The 17637-nt window shown below is 45.3% G+C and carries 15 protein-coding genes and 1 pseudogene; 4 read left to right on the top strand and 12 right to left on the bottom strand.

What is annotated here, in order from left to right; translation table 11 throughout:
- Positions 1–251: 251 nt before the first annotated feature.
- Complete coding sequence (locus DS731_RS21615; RefSeq protein ID WP_150154388.1) at positions 252–440, bottom strand: hypothetical protein; 189 nt, start codon at positions 438–440, stop codon at positions 252–254.
- A 134-nt stretch (positions 441–574) separates the two neighbouring features.
- On the opposite strand from DS731_RS21615, the gene DS731_RS21620 reads away from it, so the two are divergent.
- Positions 575–1360, top strand: a complete 786-nt coding sequence (locus DS731_RS21620) for an HNH endonuclease family protein (RefSeq protein WP_232373581.1) — start codon at positions 575–577, stop codon at positions 1358–1360.
- A 311-nt stretch (positions 1361–1671) separates the two neighbouring features.
- Here DS731_RS21620 and DS731_RS21625 read toward each other — a convergent pair whose 3' ends face one another.
- The gene (locus DS731_RS21625; protein WP_150154390.1) at positions 1672–2784 is read right to left on the bottom strand and encodes a tyrosine-type recombinase/integrase; all 1113 of its coding nucleotides are present in this window, start codon (positions 2782–2784) and stop codon (positions 1672–1674) included.
- A gap of 269 nt (positions 2785–3053) precedes the next feature.
- Between DS731_RS21625 and DS731_RS21630 the strand changes: the two genes are divergently transcribed.
- Positions 3054–3626 carry a hypothetical protein gene (locus DS731_RS21630; RefSeq protein WP_150154392.1) on the top strand — a complete coding sequence of 191 codons (573 nt, stop codon included), beginning with the start codon at positions 3054–3056 and terminating at the stop codon, positions 3624–3626.
- Between the two features lie 30 nt (positions 3627–3656).
- Here DS731_RS21630 and DS731_RS21635 read toward each other — a convergent pair whose 3' ends face one another.
- The 4 genes from DS731_RS21635 to DS731_RS21650 all read right to left on the bottom strand — a co-directional run bounded on the left by DS731_RS21635 (position 3657) and on the right by DS731_RS21650 (position 6908).
- A complete protein-coding gene (locus tag DS731_RS21635) occupies positions 3657–4148 on the bottom strand; it encodes a hypothetical protein (protein ID WP_150154393.1) in 492 nt (163 codons plus the stop codon).
- A 21-nt stretch (positions 4149–4169) separates the two neighbouring features.
- Positions 4170–5281 (bottom strand): IS3 family transposase gene (locus DS731_RS21640; RefSeq protein ID WP_332311127.1). Its coding sequence is split into 2 segments (ribosomal slippage): positions 4170–5029 and positions 5029–5281, totalling 1113 coding nucleotides; the frame shifts between segments, so codons are not numbered across the junction.
- A gap of 31 nt (positions 5282–5312) precedes the next feature.
- A protein-coding gene (locus tag DS731_RS21645) for an IS3 family transposase (RefSeq protein WP_119499497.1) occupies positions 5313–6388 on the bottom strand; the annotation gives its coding sequence in 2 pieces (ribosomal slippage) (positions 5313–6139 and positions 6139–6388; 1077 coding nt in all).
- A gap of 157 nt (positions 6389–6545) precedes the next feature.
- On the bottom strand, positions 6546–6908 hold the full coding sequence (locus DS731_RS21650; protein ID WP_150154395.1) for a hypothetical protein: 363 nt from the start codon (positions 6906–6908) through the stop codon (positions 6546–6548).
- A 226-nt stretch (positions 6909–7134) separates the two neighbouring features.
- Between DS731_RS21650 and DS731_RS22320 the strand changes: the two are divergent.
- A pseudogene (locus DS731_RS22320) lies at positions 7135–7726 on the top strand (hypothetical protein); the annotation flags it as partial.
- A gap of 183 nt (positions 7727–7909) precedes the next feature.
- Here DS731_RS22320 and DS731_RS21660 read toward each other — a convergent pair.
- Both DS731_RS21660 and DS731_RS21665 read right to left on the bottom strand, forming a co-directional pair.
- Positions 7910–8446, bottom strand: coding sequence for a hypothetical protein (locus DS731_RS21660; RefSeq protein ID WP_150154399.1), 537 nt, complete (start codon positions 8444–8446; stop codon positions 7910–7912).
- A gap of 227 nt (positions 8447–8673) precedes the next feature.
- A complete protein-coding gene (locus DS731_RS21665; protein WP_150154401.1) occupies positions 8674–11148 on the bottom strand; it encodes a vitamin K epoxide reductase family protein in 2475 nt (824 codons plus the stop codon).
- A gap of 448 nt (positions 11149–11596) precedes the next feature.
- Between DS731_RS21665 and DS731_RS21670 the strand changes: the two genes are divergently transcribed.
- Positions 11597–13162 carry an FAD-dependent oxidoreductase gene (locus tag DS731_RS21670; RefSeq protein WP_150154403.1) on the top strand — a complete coding sequence of 522 codons (1566 nt, stop codon included), beginning with the start codon at positions 11597–11599 and terminating at the stop codon, positions 13160–13162.
- Positions 13163–13271: 109 nt separating this feature from the next.
- Here the strand turns inward: DS731_RS21670 and DS731_RS21675 are convergent, their stop codons facing one another.
- The 4 genes from DS731_RS21675 to coxB are packed head-to-tail and all read right to left on the bottom strand — an operon-like array spanning position 13272 to position 17606.
- Positions 13272–14075 (bottom strand): cytochrome c oxidase assembly protein, encoded by an 804-nt coding sequence (locus tag DS731_RS21675; protein WP_150154405.1) that lies wholly within the window; start codon positions 14073–14075, stop codon positions 13272–13274.
- Positions 14066–14407, bottom strand: a complete 342-nt coding sequence (locus DS731_RS21680) for a hypothetical protein (RefSeq protein ID WP_150154407.1) — start codon at positions 14405–14407, stop codon at positions 14066–14068. Before DS731_RS21680 ends, DS731_RS21675 begins: the two co-directional genes overlap by 10 nt.
- Positions 14404–16911: a cytochrome c oxidase subunit I gene (gene ctaD / locus DS731_RS21685; protein ID WP_150154409.1), complete on the bottom strand. Its 2508-nt coding sequence runs from the start codon at positions 16909–16911 to the stop codon at positions 14404–14406. Before ctaD ends, DS731_RS21680 begins: the two co-directional genes overlap by 4 nt.
- Complete coding sequence (gene coxB, locus DS731_RS21690) at positions 16908–17606, bottom strand: cytochrome c oxidase subunit II (RefSeq protein WP_150154411.1); 699 nt, start codon at positions 17604–17606, stop codon at positions 16908–16910. The genes ctaD and coxB overlap by 4 nt, the downstream gene beginning before the upstream one ends.
- Between the last annotated feature and the right edge of the window lie 31 nt (positions 17607–17637).

The raw sequence follows: 17637 nt of genomic DNA on the forward strand, positions 1-17637 counted from the left end.
AATTTTACCATGCGAGATTACGGGATGGGGTTTCTTCTCAATGATATCGCGTGTTTGGTAAGCGCGAGCGACCGTAAGAATGATTTAGTTGATTACCAAAAGTACCGCTTTCCGAGCAGGATAACGCGTTGCTGCATGAGGCTGGTTACCAAAAAGGTAATGGTAATATAGATTAACATGAGTTATTTCGCTGCAGCGAAAGTCTGAGCTAATAAAACTTAACGACATTTCGTTTTTAATCCTTCATGATTTCATAAGGTTATATTAGATACATGGTCTTGAGCTTGTTGCAGTTGCTGAATTGCTGTTTCCAATGACACCACCACATCAATCACCGGGACTTTGAAATAATCTCTGTCCTTATCGGTCAGCGCCACAATATTTGTTAGAATAACTTCTGCTCTATCAATGAGAATATTTGCTGCAAGCCGTTTGTCCATGATTAGTCCGTTATCGAGAATAGGAATACTCTGAGTCTAGATGTATTTCTGTCATCATAATGCTGGCTATGAGACTAGTATTTGCATCGTAAAACTGCTGACGGTCTGAAGTGTAATACCAGTACTTACCGTATATGCGATATCAACGTAATAAGAAAATTATGATTAGAAAGTTCTTCTGTTTATCTGTCTTCTTCATAGTGGCGGCATGCAATGGCACGGAAGAAACTGTTAAAGACTCTTCAATTGTTAAGCTGTCTTCATCTGGCATCTGTCATGATGCTAGTAGCTCGTCGTACGAGAGAACAAGAAGCTTCACTCCCTTCAGTTCGCTGAGTGACTGTTTGAAAGCAGGCGGCAGACTTCCTAAATCTCAATCTTCGCAATTCGACAAAGCAGAAAAAGAGGCGATAGAAGAAAACCGCAGCTTTGTTTCACTATACGATCGAAACGATTGGCCGCATTGGATAGACGAAGATAGAGACTGTCAGAATACTCGACACGAACTCTTGATAGCGACATCGAAAACACGAGTAACATTTAAAACTGACAAGGGCTGTCTGGTAATCAGCGGGAGTTGGTATGACCCATATTCTGGTAAAGTTATATATGACGCTAGTGCTATGGATCTTGACCATATTGTCCCGCTAAAGTTTGCTCATGGTCACGGCGGTAATCTCTGGACCAGAGAAAAGCGACAGGCTTTCGCAAACGACTATGAAAACCTTGTATTGGTAGATGCTTCGCTCAACAGGCAGAAAGGTGCCAAAGGACCTGATGAATGGTTGCCGCCGAATCATCGTTATCGCTGTTCATATATCGATTCTTTCATGACTGTAATAGAGAAATACAAGCTACACCTTGTGCCCGGTGAAACCCGCATTATTAAAAAGATGCAGGCTGCATGCGCTAAACCATAACACGGCATGACGTGAGTCTGGGAAGTACAATATTACTCAGTGTTATCGCAATTCAATCCGGTGATTAATATCAGTCGCATGAACCGAAGAACCACAAATGAAGCGGTAAGTCTTTGGCAATTCCACTAGTTGGTCTAATATATAGCTGTCAGATTTTTCAGGATCAGAATAGAACACTTTCCCGGTCGTACTTTTTATGATTATTAAGTGTTTAATTGCTCTAGTTATCGCCACATAGATGAGGTTTTTAGGGAGTTATATTATGAAAATCGAATATATCGCTCTCCGATAATGCGCCATTCTAGCAAACATCAGTTCAACACACTTAATTTATCGCGTGCAATTCGCTTCTGCTCTTCTTTTTCCATGTTGTAGCGTTGCGTGGTATCTGAATTCTCATGCCGCATGAATAACTGGGCCGTTTGCACATCAAATCGCTTGATCATGTCAGTACAAAACGTCCGTCGTAAATCATGTGGGGCGATTGGCGCAATACCGGCACCAGAACATAACTCACCCAGGATGTACCGCACACCTGCACCCAGTAACGGGCTGTCACGAAAAGTATCGTTTTTATTGATAACGGTGAAGAGATAGGCACTGTCATCCTGTGGCGCCCAGGCATCGAGATAGGCTTTTAGTGGCAGCCATGCCTCATCAAACAAGGGGATATCAACGCGCTTATTCCCTTTACCCAACACACTCAGCTGGCGATTCACAAAGTCCAGATCCGCATACTTCACCAGCCCAATCTCACTGCGACGCAGTCCGGCGTATAATAATAGTCCGAAAATAGCCGCATCCCGCATTCCACGGCGCGTGCGGGATAATGACGCGTACCGCGTAACCTCTTTTTGCACTTCTGCCGGGATATACTGGCCCCGGGGTGGCTGTGAAACTGACTTCACTTTTATCCGGCTGACCGCATAGTACTCATGCTCACTCATGAGCTTCATATCGGTATAGGCACCGATGATTTGCTTGAAGATAGACTTCATCAGTTGTTTGGTGGCTTGGGAAGCCGGCTTGAACACTTTCTCTTTGACGCCGTCAGGACTCAACTCAAATGCTTGAACTGACAAGGAATTAAGCATCAGTCGGAAGTCGGCCGCTGTGACGTGTTGCCATGGGTAAGTGAAAATATTGGGCTTTGCGCCATCCGTTCTGACGACGTCAGGCTCTAGGGCCCGGATGATCCGTTGCAGAACGCTTACCGATTTTTTGCGCGATTCCAATGAGCTCAGAGAAGCAATGTACTGAAGGACAGGGTGTTCGGCTACCGCAGAGCGAAGGTCATTTTCAGACACTCCGTATAGCTGATATTCAAAAACCTGAGCGTCTGACAACGGTTTACCATGATCCATCAGCTCCGACATGGTCCGGTTCGGTGTATGGGCATCGTAAGGTGAAAGCGTGGTGATCATGTGTCAGTCCTGTCAGATCGTCCGGATCAGGATAGCAGACTCTTTTACTTTCTGAAATAGTCATTTCCGTTAGTAATTTTTAACTAACATAAAGACAGGTTTTGACTTATTTGGTGATATGTCACTTTTTTACAGAAAGCAGTTCACAAGGTCAGGGTAGGGGTGCTATAAAAGGTAACATATCACTTTTATAGGGTTGGGGACAGGCTGGTGGTAACCTGGCAACAAATATAGGTAAACAAGACCACGCCATCACAGCAGGTATTATCATGACAGACAAAGACCAACAAACAGATGAAATTTGGCAAAGCTATATTGAAAAGGGCCACGTCATAAAATCGGTAAATCGGGGGGGAGAATTAACATTATCCGGAAATTACAAAGCAGATATAAAATATCTTAACGGAATTTTACCGAAAGATGATGTTGATAATATCCGTCAAAAATTTAAAACTTTCAAATACCGAATCAAGAAAGAAACCACAACAATTGCAATCAATAAAAAGACGCTCGATAAGCTTAAAACCGCTGCATCATTGAATGGTATTAACCTGAAAGAGGACGGTTACGATCTTCTCTTTGAGATGCTTTTATCTACCCGAACGGACGATTATATTGAGGGTAGTCAACAACTTAGTGAGCTCCCAAGCGTTCTTAATGCAGAAAGTTACCTAGCCTTGCGTTTGCGCACAGATATTAAGCCCGGGCGATACAAAGCATGGTTAGAGATGATTGATTGGGTATTTGAACAAGGATTGGCATCTAGGTCAGAGTTAAAAGGAAAAATAAAAAACAAACAACTGTTGGATGAATTACTGAAATTTAAGAGCAAAATATCTTAGTCCTATCATGAAACAACACTATAAATTTAGTTATTTCCCTACATACTTTTTAAATATTTTCTCTAAGACTGGAAGATAACTCACTGCTATTATCATTTCAATAAACCATGCAATTTCTATAAGTTTGTTTTTCCAACCCTTATCTTTATCATTTTGAGCGTTTGATATTTTAAATTTAACTTTAAACTTGAATTCCAAAGCACGTTGAATATCAAATTTATTTGAAAGAATGGTTTCAAAAATCATATCTAAAATAAAAAATTCTGCGTATATAAGAAAACCTAAGATAGCTGACGCTGCCAATGTGGCTAAAAAAGACGCCCATTTTAAAGCGTTTAAGATTAGAAATTCGTCAACACCAATAAAAATATGAGAATCTTTAATAACTCTTTGTGCAAGATTAATGTCTAGCTTGGACAAAGACAGAATTTCACTTGACTCTATACTGGCTTGAATTGTTTTAGAAAGCAGCAAAACAATTACAATAGAAACCAGTGCCATTATAACTAATAACGATGTCAACTTAATGTAAACCTCCCTTAATTAGTTACATCCATAATTAGAGGTTTCGGCCTGTTCATGTTTGCTTAAATATTCCCATGGTGTCAGATCATTCAGTGCATCATGGGGTCGTTCCTCGTTGTATTCTGTCATCCAGTTTTCGGTCAGATCACGTACTTCATTCAATGTTTTGAAGACATACATGTTGAGTATTTCTGTCCTGTAAGTGCGGTTGAATCTCTCGATAAAAGAATTCTGCGTAGGCTTTCCGGGTTTAATAAATTCCAGTGCAATACCATGCTCTTCAGCCCAACTTGCCAGCGTGACTGAGATAAATTCCGGCCCATTGTCCATGCGAAGTTTACTGGGGTAACCCCGCCAGGCGACGACGCGCTCCAATACTCTGACTACACGCTGCGATGGCAGATTCAGGTCAATCTCGATAGCCAGTGCTTCACGGTTGAAATCGTCTACCAGATTGAACGTTCTGAAGCGTCTGCCGCATTGCAGGCTGTCGCACATAAAATCCATTGACCAGCAATGATTAGCCTGAGCCGGCACGGCCAGTGGCTCCGGGTTTCTCGCTGGCAGCCGTCGCTTTCCACGGCGTCGTTTATTCAGCTTGAGCTCGCAGTAAATCCGGTGAACACGCTTATGATTCCAGCCATGGCCCCAACGACGCAGGATTTTGTACAGCTTGCTGAATCCGTAAGCAGGATAACGCTCAGCGGCTTCTATCAGTTTGGCGATGACCTTATCATCCCGCGATTGATCAGGTTGATATCGGTAGACTGAGTCACTGATGCCAACAGCGCGACATGCAAGACGTAAACTGGCACCATGCTGCTCTCGCGCATAATTAACAAGCTCGCGTCTTATCGCTGGCTTTACAGCTTTTTTTCGACAATATCTTTGAGGATCCGGTGTTCCAGGCTTAAGTCTGCAAACATCGCTTTAAGTCTGCGGTTTTCGTCTTCAAGATCTTTCAGTCTTTTGATATCAGACGCTTCCATACCACCGTACTTGGCTTTCCAGTTGTAGTAGGTAGCATCTGAAATACCGTACTCACGGCAGACTTCTTTGACCAGTCTGCCTGCTTCCACTTCCTTTAAGATCTTTACGATCTGTGACTCTGTGTGACCTTTCCCCCGAATTAGCACCAATCTTCCGATGAGATTTTTCATATTATGCTGCCCGTTTTGCATACTCAACAGGCGGCAGGTAATTCAGTGAGCTATGTGGTCGAACGTTATTGTAATGTTCGCGCCATAGATCGATTTCGTATCTTGCTTCATCTAAGGTTCTGAACCAGTGCTGATTCAGGCATTCGTTTCTGAACTTACCGTTCAGGCTCTCAACAAATGCATTCTGTGTCGGTTTACCTGGTTGGATAAATCCAAGCTCAACACCTGTTTCTTTATTCCAGAAGAACATCGCCTTGCTGGTGAATTCTGTACCGTTGTCGCAAATCACCTTTTTAGGCTTTCCCCGTAGCTCTATCAGTTGGCTGAGAAAACGAGCGACCTGTCGTCCGCTAATTGATACCGAGACTAGCTGTCCAACCATTTCTCTAGAGAAATCATCAACCACGTTCAGAACGCGGAAGCGCCTTCCGCTGCTTAGCTGGTCTGATACAAAATCCATAGACCAGCGTTGATTCGGCGCTGAAGGCACCTCTATTGGCTGTCTTGGTCGCGTTAGCTTTTTACGCTTCTTAGTACGTACCTGGAGCGCCTCTTCGGTATAAAGTCGGTATGTATGCTTGCGATTAACAACCAGACCTTCACCTTTCAGTAAGCCATGAAGCATTAAATAGCCGTATCGAGGATATTGAGACGCCAGCTCTTTCAAACGTGAACGAACTGAATCATCAGCTTTACCTTTTTGGCAGTAGCGAAATCCCGTTCTGCTAACACCAGCAAGCTTACAAGCAACCCGTTCACTGAGCTTAAATACATCAATCAAATAGCGGGCTACAGGCTTTCTTGCTGCTGGCGTCACCACTTTTTTGACAGCACATCCTTCATCGCTTCAACTTCAAGAAGTTTGTCAGCCAGCATCTTTTTCAACTTACTGTTCTCGGACTCTAATTCTTTGAGCCGCTTAGCTTCGTTGACTTCCATGCCCGCATATTTGCTTCGCCAGTTATAAAACGTACCCGACGATATGCCCATATCACGGCATATGTCGTCTACCTTGGCCCCAGCTTCATGCTGCTTGATTGCCTTGATAATTTGCTCTTCGCTGTAACGTTTCTTCATGTTGAGATCTCCATTGTCTCCAGTTTATTGGAAATCTCATCAATGTCATGGTGTTATTTTTGGGGGAAAGGTCATGTGTAACGGGACTTTTTCATCAGGAGTTCTCCATTCTTGGCTCAGTTTACGCCGAAGAACTCTAAAAAGGTATGCCGCTATTTTAGGGGAGGTTTACATTAACTATAGAAACCCACTTTTTTTCAATCTTATTGTTTATAGGAAATCCTCCTATTATCCAGTGATACTTCTTCCACACCCTTATGGCTTCGGTAGGTCTTTTGAAATTCCTCAATGCTGAGTAGAATGAGAGCTCTCTTTTTTCTACACCCGTTAAAATTTTACCAACATGAAGATCAATAAAATCTTTATACAAGGGATCTATTTGACGTTCTGACAACAAAATCTCTATAATTTTGTTTTTATCATCATCTTTTTTATGTAATTTGGACTGCCAGAATGGAAATGTAATTGCAAGTATTGAAACAACTACTGTAGCTATTTTTATAAAAGACTCAAATTCCATTATCAACTCTTCTTTGAAAAACCGTCAGCATCAGTCTTAGAAAAAGACATTGTGCTCTATATTACACTTCTAAATTTGAAGACATTACCGTTAGACAATGTAGCACAAGTTAGAAACTAAAATATCTTAATATTATCATTCACTGATGGTATTCATTATGTTTAACTCGGATGCATTTGACGATAACATTGTTATCCCTAACCTCAGCCACCAGCTTGGTTTTGATATGGACGATGCCGAACAACTCAATAAGCAGTCCGAACAGGGGATCTATTTCATCGCTCCTGATATCGACCTCGATCGATATGAAAAGATAATTTTAGCGATGAGCTCCGGCAAGGACTCTATCGCGTGTCTACTTCGATTGATTGAACTGGGTGTAGACCTAAATCGGGTTGAAGCCTGGCACCACGATGTAGATGGCCGGGCGGGCTCTAATCTCATGGACTAGGCTTTTATGGCAGATTACAACCGAGCAGTCTGTAAAGCGTTCGGGATCCCTTTGTACTTCAGCTGGCTGAAACATGGTTTTGAAGGCGAAATGCTCAAAGAAAATAGCTTCAGCCACGCCCATTGTGTCGAGACCCCAGAAGGCCTTGTAGAGCTACCTCGTGATACCAGCCGTGCTGCGCCTGCGACACGCTTAAAATTCCCTCAGCAGGGCGCTTCGTTGCAAACACGATGGTGTTCCAGTGCGCTTAAGATTGAGGTCGCTAGACAACCAGGATCGCTTTCTCAATCAGCGAACTCTATTCATAACCGGAGAAAGACGAGAAGAGAGTGCAAACCGTGCCAGGTACAATCAACTTGAGTCTCACCCTCAATTTCATTTTCATTGGGAACTAATAACTCTAGCGCAATACAGATGGCAATAGAGAGCAAAACTAACAAGGGTACAAGGATTTGAGACAAATGCCTTGGTGTGCCCCCGAAGAAACCTATGATTCCCAGGATACCGCCTATGAGTCCGACCCAGAACGCAAACTCAGCCATGGTCTTACCTATCTGAATAATTCGTCCAGCGGCTTTAAAAGAACCCTTCTAGCCTGATTTTTCCTTAGAAGGAAGCCTCCGCATTCGAGCCTAAGCAGTGTTTCTCTCAGTTTTTCTCTGCCTATATCAGTATCATTTGATAATTCTTTCTTAAGAGATCTCTCGCCAGGAAGCTTAGATCCAACTTTAATGCTATTGGACAGGCGTTTCACAACGGCTATAGCTTTATCATCAGCGAGTATATGCTTTTTAACAATTTTGAAAACTTCATCATCGTCAATCTTGTTCGAATTAAAAAACTTATTAACTGAAGTAACCTTGCCTCTTTCGATAAGCATAAAACCAAAGCATTCAAGGATTATGTTAACTTCTCTGACTTTGGCTCTCCCCCACCCCGAAAGTACCTGTAAGTAATTTTCGCTTAGTTCGTCAAGTCTATTCTTCGCATCCAATCGGTTAATAGATTCAATAACATGATCCAATCCAGCAAAATTATTTGTTAATTCAAAGAATCTCAATACTGCTGGTTTATCTTCAATTTCCATATATCTATATTTCCTATGCCTAAAATTGCACTTTTTCTGAAGAAAAATATACTTTAGTAGTCTAAACACTGCCACAATTGGAGCAATTAAAATGGGCGATGTCGGAGACTGAACAAAAAACGTCACCATATGAAAACTGTAGACTAGCAGGGCTGTGGGAGCAGCTTATTATCCATGCTTTTTGCCGACAAGAGGGATAACCTGATTGAAGTAGCCCTCTTATTTTCCTAGACAATGAATTTATCCCATTTCCCGTAGCTTGCTCTGATATGACCTTTTCGTAAACTCAACCCAATTAGCAATGCGCCACATAGCAAGCTTGAAACAATTGAAACCAGAGGGGCACCGAACAGAAATGGCGTGGTAAATAATGCCATGCCTAGAGGAACAAGCGCATAACGTGCCAAGCGCCCAGACTCGGCAGTAGCAGTAACAACGACTGTCAGGACCAGAGCACCCACCACATGATCAGCATTAGCCATGCTGCCCTCGGTCCCCAGCGTCAAACGAGTGAACATAAGCCAAACTCCCACAGGAATGCAGAGCGCAAGATTCCAGGGCAAAGTAACTCCTCCTGCAATCATGTCTTTAAATACTGTTATGGGACCCCGTTCAAACTCTCTTTCATCACCCTCCCAGGCTCCTGTATCAGTATCGCCGGTAAAGAAAATACGTAGCAATGGGCGACCTTGCTTTTTACGACGCCATAAGAATTCAGCAGTTGCCACCAGTTCATCCAGCGAATAAGGAATTTGAATCAACATGGCTAATGCACCAATCAGGCAAAGTGTACACCAGGTTCCAATAACGATGGGCTGAATAATAATGAAGAAAATCGACACCACGCCTAATGGCACAATCATGATGCCGAACAGCATTACCAACCAGGGCATGGTGCGCCAGCGGCGGGTTGACCCCATCAGGCCGGTAAGAATTTCCAGCGCATAAGTCATAGCACCTAACCCGGCGTCGGGAACCGGCCACGCCTCAGATACCTCAGACGTGATAATTTCTTCGGTGCCATTTTTCGGGTCACCGCTCCCGCCCGCAAAAAACGGTTCCCATACCGCGTCTATGTGTCCTAACTGGAAGGCACACAAATAGCGTGAAATAAAAAAGCCTACAAATGCAAGCAAAATAATAGGCATCCGTTGCACCCAGCTTGACGGATTAAACTCCCAACCGGGCGGAATATTGGGGCCGGTCTCCGCCGCTATTAGTGATACACCGGGCGTTGGCCGCGAGCACACGGCAAAAGCAATAATCTGCATGCCCACTAACGTGCCGTTCAGATAGGCCCCCGCCGTAGGAGCCCAGAACACCAACGGTGCCGAGAGGACCCAAAATCCGACAATCCCCGCGGCCCAGCGAGCCTGGCTCATTCGCCATGACAGACTTAAACCGGCAAACACCAGCAGTGCCAGTCCCGACCCCATGTCACTAATCGTCATTGCGCGGCTTTCATACCCCAACAAAAATGGCGCGGTTAACAACCAGAACGCCAACCCGATATTCATAAAGTGGGCCCAAATAAAGTTGTTATGGGCGGCACGATAATGATCTTCGTGCTTTTCACGAATTGCGTTGGCGTTAACGTCTTTTTCCTTCGCCGTTTGCATCCAGTCTGGCAAAGTGATGCCATTGGCTTTATACCAACCTGGCGGATCTTTTTTCAGATTGTCAATTAACGGTTCCAGTGCATCATAAATGTGGTGCTGTGGTCGCCAATTTAACTGTTCCTTTACCCGGCTGATATTAAGGTCATAATGATCACTCGATAAATCAATCATGAATGGTTTGATGAACGGCTTTTCACCATGATCAAAGGCGTCAGGTACCACCGGCTCGGTTTTTTCTTCCAGCCAAGCTCCAGGTTTAGCAACATACTCCGGTATTTCGATGGTGTTCCACTCTCGCTCACCATAAATCAAATGACCAATTCGATTTTGCAGCGCCTGATAACCCATTACGCTGTCTTCGCCGGCCAATAGTACATTTTCTTTGGGCACTTCATGGCGCTTTTTAACCAGCTCGGTAAACAATGACACCATATCGTCTTTATGCAAAAAAGCTTGTCCGGCCATTTTATCGCCCGAGTACACCCAACTCTTAAATTGCCGCTCGTAAATGCGGGCGATCTGATAGCTTAAAGTGGGAACAGCGGTGTGGTCATCGTACAAGCCTGCCATTCGTAACAGGGTATAGGGAATTTTGCCATGATGGCTGCGAATGGCTTCTTCGGCATCGGCTTTAGACTGCGGATAGGTCCAGCCGGGCTCAATGGACGTATCCTCGGTGATTTTTTCTCCAGGGACCCCTGCCCGATGAATGAGCATGGTGGAGGAATAGATGAAATGATCCACATCAAAGCGCTGCAGTTCGGTTAGAAAATCCGCCGTCCCCTTTACATTGAGAGCCTCATACAATGGGTTGTCTTCGCCCGAGAAATCATAATAGGCGGCAAGGTGAATCACGCAGGCAATATGACTGCCATGTTTTTCATGAATTTTATACAGCGCAAGGGAAATGGAGTCTTTGGAGGTAAAATCGCACTCGTAACTTTCATCGGCACTTTCGCAAGGTGTCAAATCCAACCCAATAAGGTGATAATCTTTTTTCAACATCCCACAAAGTGCACTGCCTACGCCGCCGGATGCACCAGTAATCAGAACAATCCGCTTTTCTGCTGCTTGTCGTGCCATCAATAAGTCCTTGCCTGAAACCAAAAATTAAGAGGGTTACTATTGAGTAACGAATCAAGCCGCGTTTCGGGTCATTGACAGAGAGAAGACGATGAAAATAGACAAAATCTAATCAAGTTCGGCAATTTAGGGAGACGCGCCGCGTCTGCTTAATAATCGATAATGCGATGAGACATTGTAAAACTTGCGAACGAAAGGAATATACTTTGTAGTAAAAACACGATTGATTTGGGGATCCATCATGCAAGGAGCCTTTGCTGCCACACCGCGTTGGTTAATAAATGTCATAGACTTATGATTTTAATTGAATAAGTAAGATTGCACGACCGCAAAATGAAATTTAATGTTTTCAATGCGCGAATAGGAATAAAACTTGATGGTTTAGAGTCTTGCAATACTTTCCTTGCTGGCACACGGTGTCGGCGCCCATTTGGATAAGGAGCCTCTCATGTCATTTATCTCAGCCGGTCCTGCAGATCGCCTTGAAAACCTCAAACCTAAACGCGTTACCCTTAACGATACAGAAATTCTTCTCATTCGTGACGGTGAAAACGTTTATGCCAGCAGCGCCGATTGCCCTCATAAAGGTGCGCCTCTTGAAGATGGTGCAGTATGTCGAGGCAAGTTGGTTTGCCCATGGCATAAAGGCACTTTTGATATCGCCTCTTCTGATGTATGCGAGCCACCTGCACTAACAGGATTATCTCGGTATGCGGTTGAAATACGTGACGGCGAGGTACTTGTGGATCCCGAACAGGCCACCGACAGCACCGATAAACGACAAAACCGACTAACTACAGTTAACGCACATTCTCATATTGTGATTGTCGGCGCTGGCGCAGCAGGCGCTGCCGCTCTGCAAAGTCTGGCGAACAATCGTTACCACGGTCGGATCACTGTTGTTGATCCAGAAGCAGATGCACCTTATGACCGAACAATGCTTACCAAAGCTGTGACAGCGGGCGACATGGAACCCGATGAGGTTGACCCCCTTGTTGATCAAGACGACATGGATATCACAGAAGTTACACGCCTAGTGGCCAAAGTATCCGGAATTGATACTGCCGCCCATCAAATTGAGCTATATGATGGTCAGTCGTTGGCATACGATCGATTACTTATTGCCACAGGCGGGATCCCCGTCCGGCCAGATTTACCTGGCGTTAATTTGTTGGGGATTCATACGCTTCGAAATATTGAGCATGTGGAACGTCTACTAGCTGACGTTGAAGACACGAACAATATTACCATTGTTGGCAACAGTTTTATTAGTCTGGAAGTGGCCGCTTCATTAAAGCAGCGTAGCGACAATATACGGGTAAAGGTTATCGCACCTGATGCGGTGCCGTTTGAAAAACAATTTGGAACCCAAATCGGGCAGTATTTCCGTGATTTACACGAGAAGCATGACGTCGAGTTTGTCGAGGGCACAGTAAGTGAATTTCATGGTACTGAAAAAGTAGCCGCAGTGAAGCTGGAAAGTGGCGAAATGTTGGAAGCCAATCTGGTGCTGCTAGCTACCGGCATAACGACTGATAAAGATTTACTCAATAGCTTTACATTAACGCATCAGGGACTGGTGAAAGTGAACGAATTCCTTGAAGCTGCTGAAGATGTCTATGCGGTGGGTGATATTACCAGCTATCCGTATAATGGCGAAGAAATGCACATTGAGCACTGGCGACTAGCCCAGCAGCATGGTCGTTGTGCAGCAGAAAATATACTCGCGAGCCTAGCCTACCCTGCCGAACGTAAAGCATTTGATCGCACTCCTTATTTCTGGACACAGCAATTTGATGTAAAGTTTGAATACGTAGGTCATGCAAAAGATTGGGACGAAATCGAAGCGGTGGGCACACCGGAAGATGAACAATACCTCGCTGTTTTTCGCAAAGATGGTAAGGAAATCGCCGTTCTGGCTAAAGGTTATCCTCAGTTGACAGCAAAAATGGTGATTGAGATGGACGACCATGTTGCGCTGTCATCGCTAAAAGCTGTACTTGAAGCTGCTTAATTAACAAGCTTTGATTTGGTGACGAGAAAGCACGTAATGGCGCGCTTTCTATGACAAGATTGCTAACTATTCTCCGAGGCCGGTAGTCCTCACGTACAAATCCTTCTGATTAAACAGTCAGCGATTTTCGTTGTAGCTGTCTATACCAGCGATGCCCCACCCAAAATGCTGCGGTGATGTAGGGCACTCCACCTACTACCCACATGATAAGTCCCGCTAATTGCTGATCGGCAAGGTTGCGGGATTCACCGTAAAAAGGAGTGCTGCCAAAGGTAAGAAATGCACCTAAAAAGCCCGTGTGCATTAGCGTCACCAACAGTGCCAGCAACGCATAGGGAACTTTACGGGTAAAGGCATGTAAGCAGGCCCACCAAAACCATACCGCCGATATCAGAAAGCAGGCGTGTTCGAATACGTGAATCCAGGGATTCTCCAACGCCAACATATAAAATTTCGGGATGTGCCAGAACCAGATCATCATACCGTGAAAGTAGGTGCATACCATCGGATATTGAGTGATTTTAAATGCATATTTCCATAATCTTTCCCCATATGCTCCACAAGCCCTGTAGAACTGTGGCAATGGCCGAGCCAAAGCGAAAGCTGGCGCTATTATTACCATCATAAGCATATGCTGGGTCATATGCGCAGCAGAGCTATGTTCAGCCCATTCGTCCAACGGACCCAAAATGGTAAAAAAGGTGATCAAAATGGTGATATGAAATAGCCATCTCCGCCATACAACTGCGGTAGCGTAGCGGCAGCCCCATACATAGATTATCCAGAATATCAGTACTATCACCGCCGTAAGGCTAGCGGAAAACGCGTCCTGGCCACCACTAGTAAAGGGGTTGTGCGCCCATGCACCGGTTGACCAAAGCAATAACGTTGCTACGAAAATAATTAAATACATGGTGCCATCGCCAAAAGAGGAATGCCAACAGCCAGCGTCGAAATGGCCGAGGCAAGATAACTTGTCGCCGCTACACGCAGTAAAAAGCGCGGCTCATTTTCGGCATTTGCCGCTACGCGCCACGACTTAAAGGCGCAAATTCCCAAATAGATAACAATAAGAAACGTAGGAATTAAAAAACTAAGGTTTATCCAATTAAATGGGCCCGCCCCGGCCGCAGGTTTTGCCAGCTGACAAGCCACCGCGACACCGCCATAAGTAAATACAAACCAGGTCGCCCAAATCACAAACCCGGCCACAAGATGCCAAGGGTGCGCGCGGGAAACTTTCATTTAGCCTCCCATATTATTGGTAAGATCAAAAAGCTTGCGAAGCTTAGCCAAAAAATAACAAGTGTAAACAACCACATGGGACTCATTACGACAATTTCATAGGGCAGCTTTGTACTGATGTGATCATAACTAACTCGCAGTGCCTGGAGCGTAGTGGTGATCACGCTGATGATACTGTGGAACAGCAAAAAGGCCAGCATCACCAACAGTACGGCATCATACGCATTAGTCGTAAATTGCAGGTCACTCGAAACGGTGATAAAAGCCAATAGCCCAACATGACCCATTCCACAGGCTGAAACGAGCCACAGCCACTTAGCGAGCGGCTTTTCTTGCTCACGGCGCAAATATCGGTTCAGACGGCGATAAAAAGCCACTGCAATGGTCAGTAATATACCGCTTAGGCCCATTAAAACTGGTGAAATTGCAGACACGTCAGGTAAGGTTTTATTCGGTGAAACTGTCCACAAATATAGCCAACCGAAAAGCAGCGACAAATATAAGGTGCCGTCAGCTAACAGAGTCACACACATACCCCATAACCCTGGCCCGTCAAAGGTGCGCGAGTGCAGAGGCGGCTCTCCCCGGCTCGCTTCTTCATCCGTCAGTGGTGCCATCGTCTTGTGCGTGCCGTTCTCCCAACTCCAGCGTAAAAAGAAGCCTAGACCCAAAATGGCCAAAAAGATGCCGACCATATACGCTTTAGACACCAGGCTGATGCACAACCCCGCCAGGGTAGCCGCACAAATTAGGGGCCACCACGAATGGCTGGGAATATGAATAACTTCTTTTAGCTTGCCACTAATCGCATCTGTTCCATACAGTTCCCGTCGCCCGTGCTTAATACTTTTTAAGCCATGTTCGCCAGCTGGAATGCTATTAATCAACGACGGGTCGTCCCATAGTGGATGACGTGATTTTACCTCAGGGATACTGGCAAAATTGTAAGATACCGGCGGCATGCCCGTGGCCCATTCCAATGTATCAGCTTGCCAAGGGTTAGATGAAGCCTTTCGACCATATCGAAAATGTAGCGTCACATCTAAGACGAGCATTAAAATACCAATCGCGAGCACGAAGCCACCAATGGAAGAACTCAGATTTAACCAATCCCAGCCCAGGCCACTTTCGTAAGTAAACACTCGGCGTGGCATGCCCAACAGACCAGTTAGGTGCATGATCAGAAACGTTGAATTAAATCCGACAAACACCAAGCCAAACGCCCAGCGTCCCATTCTCATAGACGGCATTCGTCCGGAAAAATGGGGCAACCAGTAATATAGGGCGGCGATCAGCGGAAAGAACATACCGCCAATAAGCACATAATGAAAATGTGCCACTACAAAGTGCGTATCGTGCACCTGCCAGTCAAAGGGCACCAGTGCTAGCATCACACCTGTCAACCCACCGCAAACGAAGATAAACAAAAAGCCAAAAATCCATAGCATCGGCAGTTCAAACCGCACACGGCCTACCCACAATGTCGTTAACCAAACGAAAATCTGAATGCCTGTGGGAATCGCCACCAGCATGCTGGCAATGGAAAAAAATGCCTGGGCCAAATGAGGGATCCCAACGGTAAACATGTGGTGTACCCATAAGCCAAAACTGATAAACCCAGTGATGATTACTGATAACACAACCCAACGATATCCCACCAGAGGTCGACCCGCGAACACTGGCAATATAGTGGAGACCATACCCGCTGCCGGCAGAAAAATAATGTAAACTTCAGGATGGCCGAATAGCCAGAACAAATGCTGCCATAAAATAGGGTCACCACCAGCGTTAGGATCAAAAAAAGGCATTTGCGCTGCCCGCTCAAGCTCTAACAGAATGCTAGCCAGAATCAGCGGAGGAAAACCGAACACGATCATTAACGCCATCGCGAGAATATACCAGCAGAAAATAGGCATTTTGCTCAAACTCATGCCCGGCGCTCTCGTACGCAAAATCGAGACGGTAAGCTCAATACCTGCCGATACTGCAGATATTTCTACAAAAGTCACTCCGAGTAGCCAGAAGTCTGAGCCCGCACCAGCGGAATAGTCGTCGCTGGATAAGGGTGTGTACATAAACCAGCCCGAATTAGGCGCGATGCCTAGCACCAGACTTGACAGCAAAATCAGCCCTCCAAAGAGGTAACAGTAATAGCCTAAGGCGCTCAAACGGGGAAAGACTAGATCGCGCGTGCCGATCATCTTTGGAATAAGATACATCGCCGCGCCTTCCAGAACCGGAATGGCAAACAAGAACATCATAATAGTGCCGTGCATAGTAAAAACCTGTGAATACAGGTCGGCAGTAATGAGTGTCTGACCTGGCAACGCCAATTGCGAGCGGATCAGCATTGCCAGCAAAATACCTACGAGGAAAAACATCACCCCGGTTAGCATGAATCGTTGACTGATAGAAGTATGGTTTACCGCTGCAAGATTGCCCCACCCAGGTAGGTTATCCCACACCTTGGCAAAATTTTTGTGAAGTTCTGATTTGCCATTCATTGTGTTTTACCTTGTTGGGCTAGCCATGCATCAAACTTCTCAGCAGAATGAGCAATGACTTTAAAATGCATTTTAGCGTGAGAAAGGCCGCAATATTCGGCGCATTGGCCACCGAACTCACCTACCTCATCGGCTTGCAAACGCACGATATTCGTGTGCCCCGGTATCGCATCAATCTTTCCCCCTAGCCGCGGCACCCAGAAGCCATGAATCACGTCCGCACTAGTCACATGAATATCAATTGGCGTATCGACAGGAATATGAATTTCATCTGTTAGTTCAATATCATGTTGCGGATATGTTACATCCCACGCCCATTGTCTGGCATGCACATCAATCCGCACAGCGCGCTCATCAGCCCAAGGCAGCATAATATTCCCAGCTGGAATACCAAAAATGAGCAATACGGTTATGCCCACCGTGGGTAACACAATACCGCCCCACAAAACCATTCGAGTAAGAACACGTTTTACATCTGCATCGCTATATTTACGATTGCGTCGGAAGCTGGCATACCACCAGAGTGAGCAAATCCCCAGTAATACCACGACTCCAGCCGTGAGCATGCCCCACCAGATTGTGGTAACCGCCTTGGCTGACGGACCTGCCGGGGCGAGAATGGAATACGGCTCACTGCAACCTGCCAACAATAAGGCACTGGCAGTGAAAAGATATTCTGTTACTCTATTTACCAAACTCACTCCTTAAACGGTATTCAGGATCTGA

It is taken from the genome of Alteromonas sp. RKMC-009, from assembly GCF_003584565.2.
GTDB lineage: Bacteria > Pseudomonadota > Gammaproteobacteria > Enterobacterales > Alteromonadaceae > Alteromonas.

What these genes read in the sequence shown, in the direction of transcription:
- DS731_RS21625 (WP_150154390.1), bottom strand. Translation starts at nt 2,784, where the DNA reads ATGATCACCACGCTTTCACCTTACGATGCCCATACACCGAACCGGACC.
- DS731_RS21665 (WP_150154401.1), bottom strand. Translation starts at nt 11,148, where the DNA reads ATGGCACGACAAGCAGCAGAAAAGCGGATTGTTCTGATTACTGGTGCA.
- DS731_RS21670 (WP_150154403.1), top strand. Translation starts at nt 11,597, where the DNA reads ATGTCATTTATCTCAGCCGGTCCTGCAGATCGCCTTGAAAACCTCAAA.
- DS731_RS21615 (WP_150154388.1), bottom strand. Translation starts at nt 440, where the DNA reads ATGGACAAACGGCTTGCAGCAAATATTCTCATTGATAGAGCAGAAGTT.
- DS731_RS21660 (WP_150154399.1), bottom strand. Translation starts at nt 8,446, where the DNA reads ATGGAAATTGAAGATAAACCAGCAGTATTGAGATTCTTTGAATTAACA.
- DS731_RS21650 (WP_150154395.1), bottom strand. Translation starts at nt 6,908, where the DNA reads ATGGAATTTGAGTCTTTTATAAAAATAGCTACAGTAGTTGTTTCAATA.
- DS731_RS21630 (WP_150154392.1), top strand. Translation starts at nt 3,054, where the DNA reads ATGACAGACAAAGACCAACAAACAGATGAAATTTGGCAAAGCTATATT.
- DS731_RS21620 (WP_232373581.1), top strand. Translation starts at nt 575, where the DNA reads ATGCGATATCAACGTAATAAGAAAATTATGATTAGAAAGTTCTTCTGT.
- DS731_RS21675 (WP_150154405.1), bottom strand. Translation starts at nt 14,075, where the DNA reads ATGTATTTAATTATTTTCGTAGCAACGTTATTGCTTTGGTCAACCGGT.
- DS731_RS21680 (WP_150154407.1), bottom strand. Translation starts at nt 14,407, where the DNA reads ATGAAAGTTTCCCGCGCGCACCCTTGGCATCTTGTGGCCGGGTTTGTG.
- ctaD (WP_150154409.1), bottom strand. Translation starts at nt 16,911, where the DNA reads ATGAATGGCAAATCAGAACTTCACAAAAATTTTGCCAAGGTGTGGGAT.